The organism is Paenibacillus arenosi, assembly GCF_014841135.1.
GTDB lineage: Bacteria > Bacillota > Bacilli > Paenibacillales > Paenibacillaceae > Paenibacillus_B > Paenibacillus_B arenosi.
The window spans coordinates 13,127-32,637 of sequence record NZ_JACYTN010000028.1 but is presented as its reverse complement, the minus strand read 5'-3'; the positions used below and the strand labels follow the sequence as shown (position 1 = coordinate 32,637).

Annotated in this window: 17 protein-coding genes and 1 other annotated feature; all 17 genes read left to right on the top strand. The window is 44.0% G+C overall.

Going from position 1 to position 19,511, the window contains the following annotated elements; all coding sequences use genetic code 11:
- Nucleotides 1-375 precede the first annotated feature (375 nt).
- Nucleotides 376-729, top strand: a binding site (T-box leader).
- A 108-nt stretch (nucleotides 730-837) separates the two neighbouring features.
- The 17 genes from IFO66_RS21130 (at nucleotide 838) to IFO66_RS21050 (ending at nucleotide 19,452) form a co-directional block, all read left to right on the top strand.
- Nucleotides 838-3,504 (top strand): valine--tRNA ligase, encoded by a 2,667-nt coding sequence (locus IFO66_RS21130; protein WP_192027018.1) that lies wholly within the window; start codon nucleotides 838-840, stop codon nucleotides 3,502-3,504.
- 170 nt (nucleotides 3,505-3,674) lie between these two features.
- Nucleotides 3,675-5,051, top strand: a complete 1,377-nt coding sequence (locus IFO66_RS21125; protein ID WP_192027017.1) for a bifunctional folylpolyglutamate synthase/dihydrofolate synthase — start codon at nucleotides 3,675-3,677, stop codon at nucleotides 5,049-5,051.
- A gap of 6 nt (nucleotides 5,052-5,057) precedes the next feature.
- Nucleotides 5,058-6,434: a UDP-N-acetylmuramate--L-alanine ligase gene (gene murC, locus IFO66_RS21120; RefSeq protein WP_192027016.1), complete on the top strand. Its 1,377-nt coding sequence runs from the start codon at nucleotides 5,058-5,060 to the stop codon at nucleotides 6,432-6,434.
- Nucleotides 6,435-6,523: 89 nt separating this feature from the next.
- On the top strand, nucleotides 6,524-7,399 hold the full coding sequence (locus IFO66_RS21115; protein ID WP_192027015.1) for a serine/threonine protein kinase: 876 nt from the start codon (nucleotides 6,524-6,526) through the stop codon (nucleotides 7,397-7,399).
- A gap of 105 nt (nucleotides 7,400-7,504) precedes the next feature.
- A complete protein-coding gene (locus IFO66_RS21110; protein ID WP_192027014.1) occupies nucleotides 7,505-7,735 on the top strand; it encodes a hypothetical protein in 231 nt (76 codons plus the stop codon).
- A 258-nt stretch (nucleotides 7,736-7,993) separates the two neighbouring features.
- Entirely contained in the window at nucleotides 7,994-9,385 is a 1,392-nt protein-coding gene (locus IFO66_RS21105; protein WP_192027013.1) for a hypothetical protein, read from the top strand.
- A gap of 128 nt (nucleotides 9,386-9,513) precedes the next feature.
- A complete protein-coding gene (locus IFO66_RS21100) occupies nucleotides 9,514-10,131 on the top strand; it encodes a Maf family protein (protein WP_192027012.1) in 618 nt (205 codons plus the stop codon).
- A gap of 119 nt (nucleotides 10,132-10,250) precedes the next feature.
- Entirely contained in the window at nucleotides 10,251-10,922 is a 672-nt protein-coding gene (gene radC / locus IFO66_RS21095) for a RadC family protein (RefSeq protein ID WP_192027032.1), read from the top strand.
- A gap of 44 nt (nucleotides 10,923-10,966) precedes the next feature.
- Nucleotides 10,967-12,001, top strand: a complete 1,035-nt coding sequence (locus IFO66_RS21090) for a rod shape-determining protein (RefSeq protein WP_028595246.1) — start codon at nucleotides 10,967-10,969, stop codon at nucleotides 11,999-12,001.
- 66 nt (nucleotides 12,002-12,067) lie between these two features.
- Nucleotides 12,068-12,997, top strand: a complete 930-nt coding sequence (gene mreC / locus IFO66_RS21085) for a rod shape-determining protein MreC (protein ID WP_192027011.1) — start codon at nucleotides 12,068-12,070, stop codon at nucleotides 12,995-12,997.
- On the top strand, nucleotides 12,994-13,521 hold the full coding sequence (mreD, locus tag IFO66_RS21080; RefSeq protein WP_192027010.1) for a rod shape-determining protein MreD: 528 nt from the start codon (nucleotides 12,994-12,996) through the stop codon (nucleotides 13,519-13,521). The genes mreC and mreD overlap by 4 nt, the downstream gene beginning before the upstream one ends.
- Before the next feature lie 156 nt (nucleotides 13,522-13,677).
- Complete coding sequence (gene minC / locus IFO66_RS21075) at nucleotides 13,678-14,331, top strand: septum site-determining protein MinC (protein WP_192027009.1); 654 nt, start codon at nucleotides 13,678-13,680, stop codon at nucleotides 14,329-14,331.
- Between the two features lie 4 nt (nucleotides 14,332-14,335).
- Nucleotides 14,336-15,130 (top strand): septum site-determining protein MinD, encoded by a 795-nt coding sequence (gene minD, locus IFO66_RS21070; protein ID WP_028595250.1) that lies wholly within the window; start codon nucleotides 14,336-14,338, stop codon nucleotides 15,128-15,130.
- 7 nt (nucleotides 15,131-15,137) lie between these two features.
- Nucleotides 15,138-16,295, top strand: coding sequence for an FtsW/RodA/SpoVE family cell cycle protein (locus IFO66_RS21065; protein WP_192027008.1), 1,158 nt, complete (start codon nucleotides 15,138-15,140; stop codon nucleotides 16,293-16,295).
- Nucleotides 16,296-16,349: 54 nt separating this feature from the next.
- Entirely contained in the window at nucleotides 16,350-17,501 is a 1,152-nt protein-coding gene (locus tag IFO66_RS21060; RefSeq protein WP_192027007.1) for an FtsW/RodA/SpoVE family cell cycle protein, read from the top strand.
- Between the two features lie 210 nt (nucleotides 17,502-17,711).
- A complete protein-coding gene (locus IFO66_RS21055) occupies nucleotides 17,712-18,602 on the top strand; it encodes a M23 family metallopeptidase (protein ID WP_192027006.1) in 891 nt (296 codons plus the stop codon).
- Nucleotides 18,595-19,452, top strand: coding sequence for a M50 family metallopeptidase (locus tag IFO66_RS21050; protein ID WP_192027005.1), 858 nt, complete (start codon nucleotides 18,595-18,597; stop codon nucleotides 19,450-19,452). The genes IFO66_RS21055 and IFO66_RS21050 overlap by 8 nt, the downstream gene beginning before the upstream one ends.
- The last annotated feature ends 59 nt before the right edge of the window (nucleotides 19,453-19,511 follow it).

Here is a 19,511-nt window from a genome sequence, read left to right as displayed (position 1 = left end):
CCGTGTTCAATATACATCGAGTAAAAAACCAACATAGATGAGAAATAAACTAAAGAGCAAAAATACATCCAGCCCTGTTGGTAGTATGAGTGTTCGTACAAATTGTAAGCAAATGAGAGGAAATAAGCAGCTTCTTACGGAGTATCGAACTTTACACCACCAACGTTCCATATTTAACATTTTGAATACCCCCTTAAAATGAGTGTTCAAAAGGGGAGTTTTTGAACAACCCGTATAGTACATGTTATGAAAGAGTAAAAACAGGATATGACTATAGATAATCGATTATGGTACAACTATTGACTCGCTTATCGTGTCGAAGTAAAATAAAGGGTAAATGTTTGATACATTCTAACGTTCCATTAACATAAGCGAAATAAAACATTGAGCGGGAAGAGTAAACGACAGAAGCCTTTCAGAGAGCAGTGAATTACGGTGGAAGAACTGCAAGGGACCTAACGTTGAAGTCGCCCGGGAGTTGTCTATTTGAACGCAATGGTTACACAGCTGCCATCATGCCTTGTTATATCGGTGATGTAGTGATTGAACCATGTTGCACTAGAATAGAACGGTAGCAGCCGTTATGTGCGAATGAAGTGCCGCATAAGCACGATCTGGATCATACTGACCTTCCATAGCTGAGGGATAGAGTGTGTAAATGATGAGATCGATGTATGTATTTATGCGGAATGAAGGTGGTACCACGGAAGTTAACCTTTCGTCCTTTTTAGGCGAAGGGTTTTTTTGTGTCTTTATGCCATACGCTCGTTAATTGGAATACGTCAGATTCATTATGATAGTAATCAATGCAGTATCACATATTTGGAGGGATTATGTATGTCTGAAGCAAACGAACAGTTATCTATGCCTACAACGTATGACCCGAAGGCAGCAGAGCAGAAATGGTATGACTACTGGATGAAAGGCGGCTATTTCCAAGCAGGCCGTCTACCTGATGCAGAGCCTTATACAATCGTAATTCCGCCACCCAACGTTACTGGTATGCTTCATATCGGTCATGGGCTTGACTTTACGCTGCAAGATATTTTGATTCGTACGAAGCGTATGCAAGGGTACGATGCATTGTGGTTGCCAGGTTCTGACCATGCTGGTATCGCGACGCAGACGAAAGTAGAGCAGCAATTACGTGAAGAAGGATTATCTCGTTACGACCTTGGTCGCGAGAAGTTCCTAGAGAAAGTATGGGATTGGAAACATCTATATGCGGATAATATCCGTAACCAATGGAAGAAGATGGGTCTATCCTTGGATTACTCCCGTGAGCGTTTCACATTGGATGAAGGTTTGTCTGATGCAGTACGTGAAGTGTTTGTTAAGTTGTATGAGAAAGGTCTTATTTACCGCGGTAAATACATTATTAACTGGGATCCAGCGGCGCGTACAGCGTTGTCGGATATCGAGGTTGAATATAAAGAGGTACAAGGTAACTTGTATCATCTAAAATATCCACTTGCGGACGGAAGTGGTTCTATTACGGTAGCCACCACTCGCCCAGAGACGATGCTAGGTGATACAGCGGTAGCTGTGCATCCTAAAGATGAACGCTACAAAGACATGATTGGCAAAATGATCATGCTTCCGATCGTAAACCGTGAAATTCCGATCGTAGCGGATGACTATGTAGATAAGGAATTCGGAAGCGGTGCGGTTAAGATTACACCAGCTCATGATCCGAATGACTTCGAGATCGGTCTGCGCCACGACTTGCCACAGATTATCGTAATGGATGAGTCTGGTGTTATGAATGATCAAGCAGGTCCTTACGAGAGCTTGGATCGTTTCGAATGCCGTAAACAAATCGTTAAAGATCTACAAGAGCAAGGCGTGCTTATTCGCATCGAAGAGCATGTGCATCAAGTTGGACACAGTGAGCGCAGCGGCGCTGTTGTTGAACCTTACTTGTCTACACAATGGTTCGTTAAGATGAAGCCATTGGCAGAGCGTGCGATTGAGGCGCAGAAATCTGGCAAAGGCATTAACTTTGTACCGGATCGCTTCGAAAAAATTTATTTGCACTGGATTGAGAACGTACGTGACTGGTGTATTTCCCGTCAATTGTGGTGGGGACATCGCATTCCAGCATGGTTCTGTGAAGATTGCAACCATATGCACGTTGCTCGTGAAGAAGTTCATGCATGTGAAAAGTGCAATAGCACGAAGTTGAGACAAGATGAGGACGTATTGGACACATGGTTCAGCTCTGCGTTATGGCCATTCTCTACATTAGGTTGGCCTGATACGAATAGCGAAGACTTCAAACGTTACTATCCTACGAACGTTCTTGTTACAGGTTACGATATCATTTACTTCTGGGTAGCTCGTATGATCTTTACGGCGCTTGAATTTACAGATCAAACGCCATTCAAAGATGTGCTTATTCACGGTTTGGTACGTGATTCTGAAGGACGTAAAATGTCCAAGTCGCTTGGCAATGGTGTAGATCCGCTTGAAGTTATTGAGCGCTATGGCGCTGATGCAATGCGCTACATGATCTCTACAAGCAGTACGCCTGGTCAGGATCTTCGTTTCCGTTGGGAACGTGTAGAGCAAGCTCGTAACTTTGCGAATAAGATTTGGAATGCTTCGCGCTTTGCGCTTATGAATCTAGAAGGCTTTACGTATGATGACATCGATATTAGCGGTGAGCTTGGAACAGCAGATCGCTGGATCTTGCATCGCATGAACGAGACATCTCGTGAGATTACTCGTCTAATTGATGCATACGAGTTTGGCGAGACAGGACGCTTGCTGTACAACTTCATTTGGGATGATCTTTGCGATTGGTACATCGAATTTGCGAAGATTAGCCTATATGGTCAAGATGCAGCTCAGAAGAAAAAGACACAATCCGTGCTTGCTTATGTACTCGATCGTACAATGCGGATGATCCATCCGTTCATGCCTTACATTTCAGAAGAAATTTGGCAGCACCTTCCGCATGAAGGCGAGACAGTAACACTTGCTGCTTGGCCGAAATACGACAGTGCACTGGAAGCGCCAGAGGCTGTTCAAGAAATGACGCTATTAATGGATATGATTCGTGCTGTACGTAATATTCGTGCTGAAGTAAATGTGCCGATGAGCAAAAAAGTAGAGTTAGTTGTTAAGCCTGCTGATGAGCGTACCTATAACAGCATTAAGCGTAACCTTGAATATGTAGAGCGTTTCTGTGGTACTTCCAACCTGACGGTTAAATTGGATTGTACTGCTCCAGATAAAGCAATGAGCGCAATTGTAACGGGAGTAGAGATGTACTTGCCGCTTGCTGGGCTTATTGATATCGAACAGGAGATTGCACGTTTGAACAAAGAGCGCGAGCATCTTAACAAAGAAGTTGAGCGTGTGGAGAAGAAGCTTGCGAACCAAGGATTTATGGCTAAAGCTCCTGCCAACGTTGTAGAAGAAGAGCGAGCTAAAATGGAAGACTATCGCGAGAAGCGTGACAAAGTTATTGCTCGTATTCAAGAACTGCAAGAAGTATAAGCAGCAGTAACAACTGTATTGAAGGATTAGGAATGAATATAGAGTCGAACCAAAAATTTACTCAAGTATTCAAGTCCGGCTTAAGCAATCCGATATAATCGATAGCCAGCCGAGTTCTATTGTAAATAGGACTCGGCTGCCACATGACATATGAATAAGGGATGGGAACAATGTCTGCAACAAGTGAAGCTGAAGTGTTTACACCATTTGAACGAGTGGAACAAGCCGTAGATTGGATTAATTCTTTGATCCCAGTAGGGATTCGCCCAGGACTTGAACGCATTGAATCCATGATGGAACAGCTAGGTCAGCCGCAACGAAGACTGAAGTTCATTCATGTGGCAGGAACGAACGGGAAAGGTTCTACCTGTGCGTTGCTGACAAGTATATTGCTTACAGCTGGTTACGATGTGGGTACTTTCACATCACCTTATATTGAGAAGTTTACGAACCGCTTCAAATATAATAATGAAGATATCCCAGATGAAACGTTAGTGTCGATTGTCAATCAGCTGCGACCTATCGTGGAAGAGATGGCTGTAACTCCGCTCGGATCACCAACGATGTTCGAAGTGTCTACAGCGGTTGCGATCGTATATTATGCTACAGTTGCTTACCCAGACGTAGTTGTATGGGAAACGGGACTCGGTGGTCGATTGGATGTGACGAATATCGTTACTCCGATTGTTTCGGTTATTACAAACGTTGGTCATGATCACATGGATATTCTTGGAGACTCGTTGGAGAAGATCGCTAGTGAGAAGGCAGGCATTATTAAACCTGGTGTACCCGTAATAACAGCAGTTGAGCAGCCGGAAGCATTGGCCATTATCCGCCAAACTGCTGCAGAGCGTCGCAGTACACTTTATACGATGAATGAGCAATTTAAATACTCGACCGTACATTCGATTGAAAATGAGCAGACCTTTGCGTTTACAGGTCCGTTCCGCAATTTGGAGCATGTATCCATTACAATGAATGGAGCGCACCAATTGAAAAACGCTTCTGTCGCGTTAATGGTCATTGAAGTGCTTCGTCAATATATGGCTCTCATTGTCGACGATGAGCCTTTGTTTGAAGGATTAAATCGTGCCGCTTGGCCAGGACGTCTTGAAATGGTCAGTCTTGAGCCTCGTATTTTACTCGATGGAGCGCATAATCCAGAGGGAGCAGAGACGCTCGCTCAAACACTGAAGGACACGTACCGATACGATAAGTGTCATATTATGATGGGAATGCTTTCTACTAAGCATCATCGTGATGTACTGCGTCATATACTACCTTTAGCGACTACGCTAATTGTGACTGAGCCTAACTTCCGTAAGAAGCAGGATGCAGAGGCGTTGGCAGATTTGGCTCAAGAGATGCTGCAGCAGGAGAGCAACAAGCCTGAAATTATTGTTGAACCAGATTGGCATAAGGCTCTTGATCGCCTAAAAGGAATGACGGCAAAGGACGATCTAGCTGTCGTGACAGGAACTTTATATTTGATCTCAGATGTACGCTCGTACATTCTATATAACAAAGAATCTGAAAAAGGCTGGTGAGTGTGTTTGAAGACGATGGAGCATATCCATTTTATCGGCATTGGGGGCTACGGCATGAGTGCCATTGCTCGAGTAATGCTGGAAATGGGATACACGGTCACCGGATCGGATGTTGCTAAGCAAGAGCTTACAGATAAGTTAGAGAAAAAGGGAGCTACGATTCATATCGGCCATGACGAACGTTATGTGCAAGGGTCAGATGTGGTCGTTTATTCTACGGCTTGTCCAAAAGATAATGTTGAACGTGTAGCGGCTAAAGAACGGAATATCCCTGTTTTACATCGCTCGGAAATGTTGGCGCGCTTGTTGAATGCCAAAAAAGGTATTGCGGTTGCAGGTGCTCATGGCAAAACGACGACGTCTTCTATGATCGCACTAGTGTTGGAGCGCTGTGGTGTTGATCCTACTTTTATCATTGGTGGAGAGGTTACTAACCTTGGTACGAATGCAAAGGCAGGTAAGAGCGATTACGTTGTGGCAGAGGCAGACGAGAGCGATGGTACGTTTCTAGCTTATTACCCAAATATTGCAGTCGTAACCAATATTGAAGCGGATCATTTAGAGAACTACGGCGGGGATTTTGAACGTTTGAAGCAAGCGTATGTTCAATTTTTGAGCCAAGTAGAGGAATCTGGCGCGGCTGTATTGTGTTCAGATGATCCTATCGTTAAAGAAATGATCCCGGCAGTTCGATCCAATATCGTTACTTATGGAGTAGAACAAGGTGCTGACTATCAAGCGGTAGATATCGAAGCTGATGATCGTCAAATGTTCTTTACCGTTAAACGTGGAGATCAAGTGCTAGGTCGCGTGGAGTTGTCTGTACCTGGTCAACATAATGTGTTGAACGCGATGGCTACGCTCGTTGTATGTATGCAAGCTGGCGTGCCGTTCGAAGAGGCTGCTGCTGCGATAACTGAATTTACAGGGGCGAAGCGCCGTTATCAAATAATCGGTCAAGCAAATGATATTACCGTTGTTGATGACTACGCGCATCATCCTACTGAAATTGAAGCGACGCTGTTGGCTGCTAAAGCTTCAGGTAAGCGCATTGTTGCTGTATTCCAGCCACAGCGTTATTCCCGAACGTATTTCTTGTTCGAACAATTCAGCCGTGCTTTTGGTGGTGCTGATGAAGTTATTATTACGGATATTTATTCTCCTGCTGGAGAGAAGCAGATCGAAGGAGTTAATTCTTCAAAGCTTACAGAGAATATCCGTGAACTATCTAACTCCAATGTCCATTACATTCCTACGAAGGAAGAAGTGGTTCAGCATTTGCAACAATCCGTTAAGCCTGGTGACATCGTATTAACGATGGGAGCAGGGGATATATGGCGAGTGGCTGTCCAGTTGGCGGATTATATTAAACAAAGCAAGTAATGCGTCCTCATAAAGTTGATAACTGCGTCATTTTCTTACGAGAAAGTGGCGCAGTTTTTTGATTCATTAATGATCCGTAGAGGTGTAACATGCTGCAATGGCTGCGCAATAGAATTGAAATATGGAAAGACTATCCTCTGCATGATGGTTATGTTGTAGGTGGTCGTTATCGAATTGAGCATTGTATTGGGATGGGGAGTTATGGCATTACTTATAAAGTCAAAGACCTAGAAACAGATAAGGTCTACCTGCTTAAGCAGCACAAGCCCAGTAAAGGGAAGCTTGGGGCTAAGTTGTTGAAGAAAGAAGCAAAACATTTGAACTTGATTCAACATTCTAATATACCAAGTTGTATTCATGAGTGGGAAGAGAAGGGGAGAAGTTTCCTCGTCATGGACTTTATTGAGGGCTTCAATGTAGAGCAGTTGCTGGACGGTGGGCAGTTTTCCTTCTCTGAATTGGAGGCACTGGAAGTTGTTAAGCGTATTGCAGCTCTTATTGCAGATGTTCATCGAGCAGGGTTAATTCATATGGATGTTCGGATTCCAAATGTTTTAATTCAGGGCGAGCAAGTGTATTTGATAGACTTCGGCCTTTCTCGTCAGTACAGTGAAGGGCGGGCAAATTCCGATCAACAAGACAATGTTGACAGTATCCCACCCTTGTATGCTGGCTTAAATGCTGCTGAAAATAGTCAAGGGGATCATTTTAAACAAAGAATGAGACGCATACATCCGAGCAGTGATTGGTATGCACTTGGGCATTTTCTCCTATTTTTACTTTACTCCACATATGAGGCTGACGAAGAGCAAGAGGAACGATGCTGGACAGAAGAGTTGGACATGCATGCAGAGACAAAGGCTTTGATACAGATGCTGTTGGCCGCATCCGATACTTTTGATGATACGGTATACTTGGTACAAATTGAAAAATCATATGCTGCTATTAAATCATCCTTCTCATAGCAACTTTTTAGCTAATAAGTGCATATTAATATTAGGATATGAAAACACCGCCAGAAACCATTCTAGCGGTGTTTTCTATACGAGGAGCTAAGTGCTTACTCATAAATGGAATTGAATTTAGATGATAAGCCTAGTTCTCTTATCGCTGACAACGTATACGGTCTGTTCTTGCTGCTAACTAGAAAAGTAGCTGCTGAAGCTTCGGGAGCTCTTCTTATAGTGCTTATGACCGTACTTGTGAGATTTATGCGTGTGAGTTGGTGTGTAATACTTGCGCTTCTTGTAGGCAGAGCTGCTGCTGTAATACACACGATGAGACGATTTCTTGCCCATTAAGGAGTGAAGAAAGCGTTTGATCATTTGTTTAATCACAATAAGTACCTCCTCTAAGATGGTAGGGTCGTTAATCTTTACGTTTATCTTATGTCATACTACGTGCTGAAGAACAGTCCGTTTCTTTATTTTATACGAACCTTGTACAGTTGTCTCTAACTCTATCTATTTTTACTAGATTGTCGAGTTGGTCGTTCTATTTCATATCAATCTATCATATATCTTGAAGTAACAATGACTTGAAGAAGGATGGTGGAGGGGATGGAACGGTCAAGTAAGATGACATTCCGTTTTAGCGAGCATTCTAATGATCAGTCTAATGATCAATTTAGTGGACAGCCTGTTATGGGTAAAGATATACAGTCTCTAGACAAGCAAGATTCGCAATCAGGAGTGGAGTGGAGTGAATGGATATCCCTTTCCAAAGAAGAGGGGATTCCTTCTCATGTGCCAGTTGTAGTAGAAAAGGAGAGGAATGACGATCAAGAGGAAGATAGAGAGATTGAACATTTGGAACGCATTATTCGAGATAGTGACCAAGATACGAAAGTTATAGATATTCAGCTCGAACCATCTCTTCCAGATCCTGCTGGTCATTCTTCCACGACAGAAGGAGATTGGGTGTGGGCTTCAGCTCTCTCAACTTCTGGACATGTATCTGTATCTGACCAAAGTGAGCATAGTCAATCGCAGTCCAACTCCAACGATCAAGTGGATGAAATAACGAGTGATCATTGGCAAGCTTCTCATCGTACTCGTACCTCTGCTTGGAAGTTAATTGCCTCTATTGCGGGTGCGATTGCAACGGGAGCAACATTTGGTTTCATTGCATTGTCTTTATTTACAGGAGAAGTGCGAGTACCTGAAGTGAATCCAGCTATTCCTGCTATGGGAGCTTTAGAGGAGCAAAGTGCGAATAGGGCTGGCTCGAATGATGCTACTGAATCATCAAAGCCGTCTGAGGAGATTACAAACGGTGCAACAGCTAGTGGCGGCGCTTCAGTAGCAGTTAACATTCCTGCAAGATCGGTTTACGTGCTTCAATATGGGGTATTTAAACAAGCAGTAGGTGCAAAAGCTGCTGCGGCGGAGTTAAATGAGCTTGGTTTGGCTGGAGTAGATGTCCAGCTTGGTGGAGAAGGGCAGCACAGAGTATATGCTGCTGTAGCTAGCAAGCGAGAGGAAGCTATGCTGTTAAGCGACGCGATGAAGAACAAGCAGCTGCAAATGTATGTGAGTAGCATCGAGCGTGCAGAGCTGAAACAGCTTGCCTTTACTGGTGATGGTAAACAGATCGAGGGGTTCATCCACTCTTCTGATGCTGTACAAGACTGGTTGTTGACCCAGTCCGTAAACGCTATCCAAGCAGCGGGCCTATCCTCTGGTAAGGCTAATGCTTTTGATAAGGCTGCCATGGATAAACTTCGCAACGAACATTTAAAGTGGACGCAGGTTGGAGAGCTGATTCAGAAAGGTCAGAACGTTGAGGCAGAAAAGACGTGGATTAAGATGGTCCAAGCTATGAACACAGCGATCAGTGCGGTGAATGAGTACAATAAGTATGCAGCTTCGTCACAGCTATGGAATATTCAACAATCGTTGATCCAATATTCTTTACTAGAACAACAGTGGCTTAAGCAGCTTCAAGCCTGATATACTTATAGAGAATTCGAGTTGTTTAAAAGAATGTTGATCGGATTCGAAAGACAGGATAAGATGGGTAAGACTGGTCGTTTGTCAACTGGCAGAAGAGAACGTATAATAAAGAAAGGTGTCAAAAAATGGAGAACACATTAGACAATCCTCATGACTATCCACTTCTCGTACTTGCATCGACATCTCCGCGCAGGCAAGAGCTTATACATACGCTCCAATTGCCTGTTGAGATTGAGCCGAGTAATGAGGACGAGACAGTAGACATCCATTGGGCACCATATGAGACGGTTGAGCAATTAGCGTTGCGCAAGGCATCTTCTGTTGCACGAGCGCGCCGTGCTCGCGGTGAGGGCGGCCTCGTAATAGGTGCGGATACAATCGTCGTCTTGAGAGATACGATTCTAGGGAAGCCTGAGAATGAAGCGGATGCATTCCGCATGTTGTCTGCACTTCAGAATGAAGCGCATGAAGTGTACACCGGAGTTGCTATTATCGACACATTGACAGGTGTAGAACTCGTTCGGCACCGTAAGACGGCCGTATGGATGAGAGTGCTGAATCCAGAGCAGATAGCTCGTTATATCGCATCGGGAGAACCGATGGACAAGGCAGGTTCGTACGGCATTCAAGGATTAGGTGCTGCATTAGTTGATCGAATTGAAGGATGTTACTTCAACGTTGTCGGTTTGCCGATTTCTTTGCTTGCTGATATGTTGAAGGTGTATGGCATCGAGAAGCCTTAAAGTAGCAGGAAGATCACGCTCAAATAGGTGCTGCTGGCATAATGTGATGCAAAGTAATTGAACATGAAATGCTGACACATGTTGTGAGCGGAGGAGGAAAACAATTGTCCCAAGCGCCTATGCTTCGTGACCTTCCCCTCGAAGACCGACCTAGAGAGCGCATGATACGATCGGGGGCTGAGGCGTTAAGTCACGCCGAGCTGTTAGCTATTTTACTTCGTACAGGAACACGCGATGAATCAGCGTTATTGTTGGCTCAGCGTATATTGAATCGAACAGGAAGTCTGAGTCGCCTTGGGGATATGTCTGTACATGAACTTACGCAAATACGAGGAATTGGGCCTGCGAAGGCGGTTCAACTTAGAGCTAGCTTGGAACTGGGCCGTCGTATGGCACAAACACGTTCAACAGAAGACCCCTTTATCAGACGACCGCAAGATGCTGCTGATATGGTTATGGAGACGATGCGGCATTATAAGCGAGAGCATTTTATGTGTCTATACTTAAATACGAAGAATAGAGTGCTAGCTCAAGAGACGATATCAATTGGAACACTTGACGCTTCACTCGTTCATCCACGCGAAGTATTTCGCGCAGCAATGAAGTACGGGTGTGCCTCTATCATATGCTTGCATAACCATCCGAGCGGAGATCCTACACCTAGCCAGGAGGATATCCTTATTACCCGCAGACTGATGGAAGCGGGGGAACTTATTGGCATTGAGGTACTGGATCATCTTGTCATTGGAGATAATCGCTATGTAAGTTTGAAGGAACAGGGGTACATGTAATATAATAGGTAAGATTGAAGGAACTATAAAGGAGATTTGACAGCATGTTTGGTGGTTTTACGAAAGATTTAGGGATTGATTTGGGAACTGCAAATACACTCGTATACGTACGTGGAAAAGGTGTAGTCGTACGCGAGCCATCTGTTGTCGCAATTCGTACTGACTCCAAAACGATTGAAGCAGTAGGTGAAGCAGCGAAGAAGATGATTGGACGTACACCGGGTAATATCCGTGCGATCCGTCCGATGAAAGACGGCGTAATCGCTGATTTTGATACAACTGCAACAATGATTAAATATTTTATTCGTCAGGCTCAGAAGCAGCGTTCGCTGTTTCCACGCCATCCTAACGTAATGGTTTGTGTACCATCTGGCATTACGGCTGTAGAACAACGTGCGGTTGAAGATGCAACGAAGCAAGCTGGTGCGCGTGAAGCTTACACGATCGAAGAGCCATTTGCAGCAGCAATCGGTGCAGATCTTCCGGTATGGGAGCCTACGGGCAGCATGGTTGTAGATATCGGTGGCGGTACAACAGAAGTTGCTGTCATTTCCCTTGGTGGTATCGTGACAAGTCGTTCCGTGCGTGTAGCTGGTGACGAGATGGATGAAGCAATCATTCAATATATTAAGCGTCAATACAACCTTATGATCGGTGAGCGTACGGCTGAACAATTGAAAATGGATATTGGTTCTGCTATGCCGACAGAAGAGAAAGATTCTATCGAGATTCGCGGACGTGATTTGCTAACTGGTTTGCCTAAGACATTGTCTATTACAGGTGAAGAGATTACAGAAGCGCTTTCCGATACAGTTAGCTCCATTATTGAGGCAGTGAAGGTAACACTTGAGAAGTGTCCACCAGAACTGGCAGCAGATATTATGGATCGTGGTATCGTACTTACAGGTGGTGGAGCATTGCTTCGCAACTTGGACAAGCTGCTTGCACGTGAGACAGGCATGCCAGTAATTGTGGCAGAGAATCCACTTGATTGTGTAGCTATCGGTACTGGGCGCGCATTGGATAACATTCATCTTTTCAAATCGCGCAGCAGCTCGGCACTTCGTTCTAAGCGATAAGCAGAGGTTAGTTCCGCGTGAGGGGTCCGGGTCAAATGATGTTATTTGGCTCGGACCTCTATGTGCATGAACAAGGTAACGAAACGGCATTACGATGAGAAGGTGTTAACACTGTTTAAGCTATTGGGTAATAAGCGATTGTTTATTTTGATGCTCGGACTTATTTTATTTATTGCATTAATGGGTTTTTCCCTGGGGAATAGAGGGAAGTTGACATGGGCGGAGAAGTTCGTTCACGATACGTCGTCATTTGTACAGCAGGTGTTTTATCGCCCGACTGCGGCTGTATCTGCCTTTTTTGAAAATGTAAGCAATTTGAGTGAAACTTATGAAGAGAACGAACGCTTGAAAACTGCTTATGCCCATTATATTCGCGATAAAGCAGAATACAATCGGGTAAAGGCAGATAATGAGCGTTACAAGAAGCTATTGGAATTCACAGAACATCAGAAGGCTCAAAATCGCCCGTACGAATACCGCATTGCCCAAGTGACAGGACTTAATGTGGCTGATCCGTTTAATCAATCGCTTAACATTAATTTGGGTAGCAAAAACGGTGTTCAAAAGGGAATGCCTGTTATCGCAGTTGAAGGTGTTGTAGGTGTTATTAGCCATGTTTCTGAATTTTCTTCCTCTGTACAATTGCTAACGAATATCGATGAGAAATCAAGAGCAATTGCAGTAACCGTGCAGGGTAAAGAAAATAAGTCTTTCGGTATGATAGAGTCCTATGATCATAGCAACAATACGTTTCTTATGACACGTATCGAGGAAAATGATCCTTTAGATGAAGGCGATGTCATCGTTTCTTCTGGACTTGGTGGCAAGTTCCCAGCTGGTCTTATTATCGGCAAAGTAATAAAGCGTCAAGTTGGAGACATTGGATTGACACATACGGCAGTAATTGAACCAGCAGCTACTTATCAGGATTGGCGTGAACTGTTCGTTGTAATTCCACCGAATAAGGGGAATAGCAGTCAGGAGAATGGACAATGAATCGAAATTGGATGATTCTTTTTCTGTTAATCCTCTTCTTTATAGAAGGATCGGTAGTTCCGCATCTCATACCAGATGGTTGGTATGGACGTATCGTTGTCCAATTCGTATTCGTGGTGGTGCTGTTTCACGGTGTGTATGCACATCGACATACGGCGCTCTTAATGGGACTTGGCTTTGGACTATTGCACGATATCGTATATTATGGTCAAATCATTGGGCCACATTCCTTTACGATGGGACTGCTAGGTTATCTAGCTGGCACTGTATTTAACGTACGACATAAGACGATGGTTATGATGCTATTCGTTGTACTTATAGGGAGCTTCTTATATCAAACGATTATTTATGGTATATATACGCTGTTTAGCTTGAGTCATTTCACCTATCAGCAAGCACTGTTGGATTATATAATTCCAAGCATGTTTGTTCAGCTTATATTTGCGCTTATTGTTTATGTGCCGCTGCGAAAATGGTTCGACATGATTCAGGGCAACAATAAGAAAGACTCGGAAGAAGCATAGAGAGCCGTCTCGGACACTAGCTCTGAGACGGCTTTAGCCCTTTATATGTGGGGGTATGCTAATCGCAATATGCGATGGCGATTAGAGGTTTTTACTTGGTCATGCAGGACTTCTCTCGTTCATCACGAAATAGAATCTTGTTGGGAGGGACGAACGATGACGACCAAGTCACTAATAACGATTAAAGGCGTAAAAGACGGTCTCGTGTTCCTGCTTGACGATCAATGTGAATTCATAGACTTGTTGCGTGATTTGCGTGACAAGCTTGAGCATACACCTCATTTCTTCAACGGACCAATTGTGTATGTCGATGTCAAGCTGGGGGCTCGCTCGATCACAGAAGAGCAAAAGTCGGAAATATTGGACATATTGAAAATGAAGGGGAATTTGCTCATTCGCTCCTTGCAGTCAGATGACAAAGTAGAGAAGCAGCCTGATTATCAGGTACATACGGTGACTGGCATCGTTAGATCCGGTCAAGTGCTCCGTCATCAAGGAAATCTATTATTTTTAGGCGATGTGAATCCCGGGGGAATGATTATATGTACTGGGGACATTTACGTGTGCGGCGCTCTTCGAGGTACGGTGCATGCTGGGGCAGAAGGCGACCATAGTGCGATTATAACCGCTTCTTTATTTTCACCTACACAGCTTCGCATAGCTGATGTCATTAGCCGCCCTCCAGATGAGTGGGGTGTGACGCAGACGCAAATGGAAGTCGCTTATGTGGATAATGGACAAATGCAAATTGACAAAATTACCAATCTTCAGCGAATTCGACAGGACCTCAAAATGTTCAAAGGAGTGTAGTTGCATGGGAGAGGCAATTGTCGTTACATCAGGAAAAGGGGGCGTTGGTAAGACGACGACGTCTGCCAATCTTGGAACTGCCCTGGCGCTGTTAGGGAAAAAAGTATGTATGGTCGATACCGATATCGGTCTTCGTAATTTAGATGTAGTAATGGGACTGGAGAATCGGATTATTTATGATATTTGCGATGTGGCTGAAGGGCGTTGTCGCTTGAATCAAGCTCTTGTCAAAGACAAGCGCTTTGAAGAGTTGTATATGCTGCCAGCTGCTCAAACGAAAGACAAACATGCCGTATCTCCAGAGCAAATCAAAGATATTATTTTGGAGTTGAAGAAAGACTTCGAGTATATCATTATTGATTGTCCGGCAGGTATAGAGCAAGGTTTCAAAAATGCTATTGCTGGCGCTGATCGTGCAATCGTTGTCACGACACCTGAAAATGCGGCCGTGAGAGATGCAGATCGAATTATCGGTTTGTTGGAGAGTGCGAGCTTGTCTGCGCCACGTCTCGTTGTTAATCGGATACGTCCGAACATGGTTCGGAGCGGTGATATGCTTGATATCGAAGATATTTTGCAAGTATTGAATATTGAACTCATTGGAATTGTTCCTGATGATGAACACGTTATTAAGGCAGCGAACATGGGCGAGCCGACAGTGATGAATCCGGATTCTAAAGCATCATTGGCGTATCGTAATATTGCTCGCCGCATACTTGGTGATACTGTGCCGTTAATGCCGATGGACCAAAAGAAAAGCGTGCTTACTCGCATGAAGAAGTTTCTCGGAATGGGATGATTGACTTTTGCTGAATAAACTGAAGCGCATAGATTGGATGCTTGTTGCAATACTTGTCGTTTTTGCGGTAATAAGTCCTTTTATTGTGTACAGTTCCACGATTGGAACAAAGTTTGAACCAGCTAATTTTGAAATAAAGACAATCGTATTCTATATTATCGGATTTGTAGTTATGCTTGCTGTTACTCTATTTGATTATCGTCTGCTGCTTAAGGGCTGGTATATCTGGATGGGCATTACGATTTTGCTTCTTATCGGGCTTTTTTTCTTCGGGTCGGAACGACAGGGAGCAACTGGGTGGTATGAACTTCCAGGAGGGCAGACGTTTCAACCAGCGGAGCTAGCAAAGCTAACGCTAATTATTGCAATAGCTCAGTTGTTGGGTAAACGTGAAGGCGAGCCGCTTGAATTTGTAAAGGATCTTGTTCCGATTGCATTTGTGATGATTATTCCGTTCGGACTTATCGTAGTGCAACCAGACTTAGGCAATGCAATGATATTGGTCGTCATTTTTATTGGAATGCTATGGATTGGCGGCATGAAGTATCGGCATATGTTCGTTGGAACGGCAATTGTCGGTGCTTTTATCGCGATCATAGTTGTCTTGTTTACGCAATTTGGTCCGCAAGTAGAGAGTTTCTTTAAAAATACACTTGGTCAAAATCATTGGTATGAACGTATTAATACGTTTGTCGATCCTGAGTCGGCGACCAAAGACGAGTCTCATCAGTCGAGATACGCGCTTATTGCTATAGGATCAGGCGGTTTGTCTGGGGATGGGTATTTGCAAGGGGAGCTAAAGAGCCGTCACTTTATACCTTATACCTATACGGACGCTGTTTTTGTTGTAATAGGAGAAGAATTCGGCTTCCAAGGTGGAGCATTGCTGCTATTATTGTATTTCTTTCTTATTTATCGGATGATATTAATCGCGTTTCAATGTTATGACTTACGGGGATCCTATATTATCATTGGAATTGTTTCGATGCTGGTATTCCAAATCTTCCAGAATGTTGGGATGATGATTGGTCTAATGCCGATTACAGGGATTACGCTTCCGTTCATTAGTTATGGTGGCACATCGTTAGTTCTAAATATGATAAGCATGGGTTTGGTGCTTAGTGTAAAGATTCATCAAGAAAAGTATCAGCTTGATCCTGATTGAGTAGGTTGAAGGTGAAAGCTGATAGAAGAAGTTTTGGAATAGGATGATTGACTGTTGTTGAATAAATTGAAGCGCATCGATTGGATGATTGTTGCGATACTAGGTGTTTTTGCGGTAATAAGCCCTTTTATTGTGTACAGCTCCACAGTTGGAACAAAGTTCGAACCAGCTAATTTTGAAATAAAGACAATCGTATTTTACGTTATCGGATTCGTAGTCATGTTTGCCGTTACTTTATTTGATTATCGTTTGCTGCTTAAGGGCTGGATCATATGGATGGTTATCACGGTTCTCCTTCTTATCGGTCTCTATTTTTTTGCTGACGTCACTATGGGCGCAAAAGGATGGTATAAATTTGGAGGACTATCGTTCCAGCCAGCTGAATTAGCCAAAATTGTATTGATCCTCTCTTTGGCGCAACTGCTCGGCAAACGTGAAGGTGAACCGCTCGGATTTGTTAAAGATTTACTTCCAATTGCTTGTGTGATGATCATTCCATTCGGTCTTATTGTAGCTCAGCCTGATTTAGGGAATGCGATGATATTGATCGTTATCTTTATCGGGATGCTGTGGATAGGTGGTGTGAAGTATCGGCATATGTTTGTTGGAACAGCGATTGTTGGTGCTCTCATTGCGATCGTAGTTGTGTTATTTACGCAATTCGGCCCACAAGTTGAAAGTTTCTTCAAAGATACGCTCGGTCAAAATCACTGGTATGAACGTATTAATACATTTATCAATCCAGAGTCAGCAGATAAAGACGAATCCCATCAATCGAGATATGCATTAATTGCTATTGGTTCCGGTGGGTTGACTGGTGATGGGTATTTACAAGGAGAGCTGAAGAGTCGTAACTTTATTCCGCTTACCTATTCTGATGCTATCTTCGTCGTTATTGGTGAGGAATTTGGTTTTCAGGGAGGAGCCTTGCTGTTACTGCTCTATTTCTTCCTTATTTATCGCATGATTCTCATTGCTTTCCAGTGCTATGATTTGAGGGGATCGTACATTATTATTGGTATCGTCTCCATGTTTGTGTTTCAAATCTTCCAAAATATCGGGATGATGATCGGTCTTATGCCGATTACAGGAATTACACTGCCGTTTATTAGTTACGGTGGAACGTCGCTTATTCTGAATATGGTCTGTATTGGCCTAGTGTTGAGCGTGCGGATTCATCAAGAAAAATACCAATTAGATGAATAATGTCGGTCCACATCATTATGTAAGTCATATTCACTTATCCACCTCGTGGTTCTAGTAAGGAAACGTTACGTTCCCTTGTTAGGCAGCGAGGTGTTTTTTTGTATTGCTGAAGCTTCTCATTTTGTATTGTTGCAAGGGCTTGTTCATATCAATATCCTGCTCGTCATACATATGTAGCATATGAATAATTTGAGTGGGGAAGGGATACGGATGAAGGATGATATTCGTCGCCGCCGAGAAGCGCGCATTAAGGAACTGACACTACGGGATATTCCGGGCCATAACATGAGCGGAGCTACGAAGGAGTCTGTCTCTCCGTCGGTGATTACACAGCCGTCCTATTACCATTACAGCCATCCTGCACAGGACAAGGGGGCGCTAGCTGCTGAGTACAATGAGCGCGACCCAGAGCAAGTATGGAGAGATGCTAAGCAGGCATGGGGAGGACGCTATGGTTGGAAAGAAAGCGAGCGAACTCACGGTTCCTCAACCTTTATGAGGACCTTTTTCATACAGTTTGGTTGTACGATCGTGCTGTGTGTGGCTGTGACAGGCTTGATGAAGTGGAAAACTCCTTTTTTAGACAGTACTAGGAACTATGTCGCTTCGGCTATGTCAGAGAATATGGATTTCCAATCAATAGCAGTGTGGGCGGAAGCAACATTTGGGGGTTCGCCTGCGTTTATACCTATATGGAAAGATCACACGCCAGCAGCTAAAGAAGCTCAAGCTAAGCTTGGTTTTCAAATACCGATGGCGGGAAATGTTGTACAGCCATTCGCTCTTAGCTTGCAAGGAATTGAGTTACGAGCGGAGGAAGGCGGGGCGAATGTAGCAAGCGTAGCTGTGGGTCGAGTGATACGAGTAATTGAAGATCCGCAAGCTGGGTCATCGATTGTTATTCAGCACGCCAATCAATATATGTCTTACTATGAACGGTTAGAAGAATGCTACGTGAAGAAGGATGATTGGGTAGAGGCAGGGCAGGAGATTGGCCGTATGCCGAACATGTCTTCATCAGGCACGATTTCAGGATTATTTTTTGCGCTTAAGAAAGAGGGGCAGTTTGTGGATCCAGCGGAAGTGATGAGCTTTGATTAGGTGGAAGGGGACGACCTATTCCTTACATCCATTGTTGATCATGCTGCTGGCTCTTTCGGCAATTACGGGCCATTTGTTGGAACTGTTAACGCTAGTGGTCATTGTTGCAGTTCATGAGGCGGGGCATGTCATTGCAGCGAAGTGCTTCGGATGGTCAATTGTTGACGTGAAGCTGCTACCTTTTGGTGGAGTAGCTGAGACGGAGGATGGGGCCTTATCTCCTTCGTGGCAGGAGATCATTGTAGCTGCTGCTGGACCTCTGCAAAATGTACTTATGATCGGATTGTCACTGTGGTTTCAATATATGGGGTGGTGGAGCGAAGCTTGGTCCACTTATTTTATTGAGGCCAACCTTATCATTGGTGGCTTTAACTTACTTCCGATCCCTCCGCTTGATGGTGGGCGGATTTTGCAGGCTTTATGTGCGTATGGACTCAGTTATCATTTTACACTCCGGTTAGGGGCTTGGATTGGTATTGTAGGAAGTGCTTTGCTTGGCTTATTCGCGCTACTGCCATTGTTGGAGCAATCGGCCGTTAATATGAATTTGCTGGTGCTCGGATTATTTTTACTGTGGACAAACATAATGGAATGCAGGCATGTTCCGTATCGATTTTTTCGTTTTCTTGTACATCGTGCCAAGCGACTTCGTGCATGGGAAATGAGCTCCCATATAGGAAGGCCAATCGTTGCATCGTCAGAGCGTGGTCTTGTAGATATCATGCAGCACTTTCGCAGAAATAGCTATCATATGATATACGTGATTGACGAGCATGGCCGTATTCAACGAGTAATACCAGAGCAGCAATTAATAGATGCTTTTTTTCAACATTGGCAAGACGATTCGTAGCCATGTGCGTGACTACGAAGAAATGAATAGTCGAAAATAGGGGTACGTTTGGATGGAAG

Coding starts and splice junctions, on each gene's coding strand:
- IFO66_RS21055 (WP_192027006.1), top strand. CDS start 17,712: ATGAAGGATGATATTCGTCGCCGCCGAGAAGCGCGCATTAAGGAACTG.
- IFO66_RS21110 (WP_192027014.1), top strand. CDS start 7,505: ATGGAATTGAATTTAGATGATAAGCCTAGTTCTCTTATCGCTGACAAC.
- IFO66_RS21100 (WP_192027012.1), top strand. CDS start 9,514: ATGGAGAACACATTAGACAATCCTCATGACTATCCACTTCTCGTACTT.
- minD (WP_028595250.1), top strand. CDS start 14,336: ATGGGAGAGGCAATTGTCGTTACATCAGGAAAAGGGGGCGTTGGTAAG.
- mreC (WP_192027011.1), top strand. CDS start 12,068: ATGAACAAGGTAACGAAACGGCATTACGATGAGAAGGTGTTAACACTG.
- radC (WP_192027032.1), top strand. CDS start 10,251: ATGCTTCGTGACCTTCCCCTCGAAGACCGACCTAGAGAGCGCATGATA.
- IFO66_RS21115 (WP_192027015.1), top strand. CDS start 6,524: ATGCTGCAATGGCTGCGCAATAGAATTGAAATATGGAAAGACTATCCT.
- IFO66_RS21105 (WP_192027013.1), top strand. CDS start 7,994: ATGGAACGGTCAAGTAAGATGACATTCCGTTTTAGCGAGCATTCTAAT.
- mreD (WP_192027010.1), top strand. CDS start 12,994: ATGAATCGAAATTGGATGATTCTTTTTCTGTTAATCCTCTTCTTTATA.
- minC (WP_192027009.1), top strand. CDS start 13,678: ATGACGACCAAGTCACTAATAACGATTAAAGGCGTAAAAGACGGTCTC.
- IFO66_RS21125 (WP_192027017.1), top strand. CDS start 3,675: ATGTCTGCAACAAGTGAAGCTGAAGTGTTTACACCATTTGAACGAGTG.
- IFO66_RS21090 (WP_028595246.1), top strand. CDS start 10,967: ATGTTTGGTGGTTTTACGAAAGATTTAGGGATTGATTTGGGAACTGCA.
- IFO66_RS21130 (WP_192027018.1), top strand. CDS start 838: ATGTCTGAAGCAAACGAACAGTTATCTATGCCTACAACGTATGACCCG.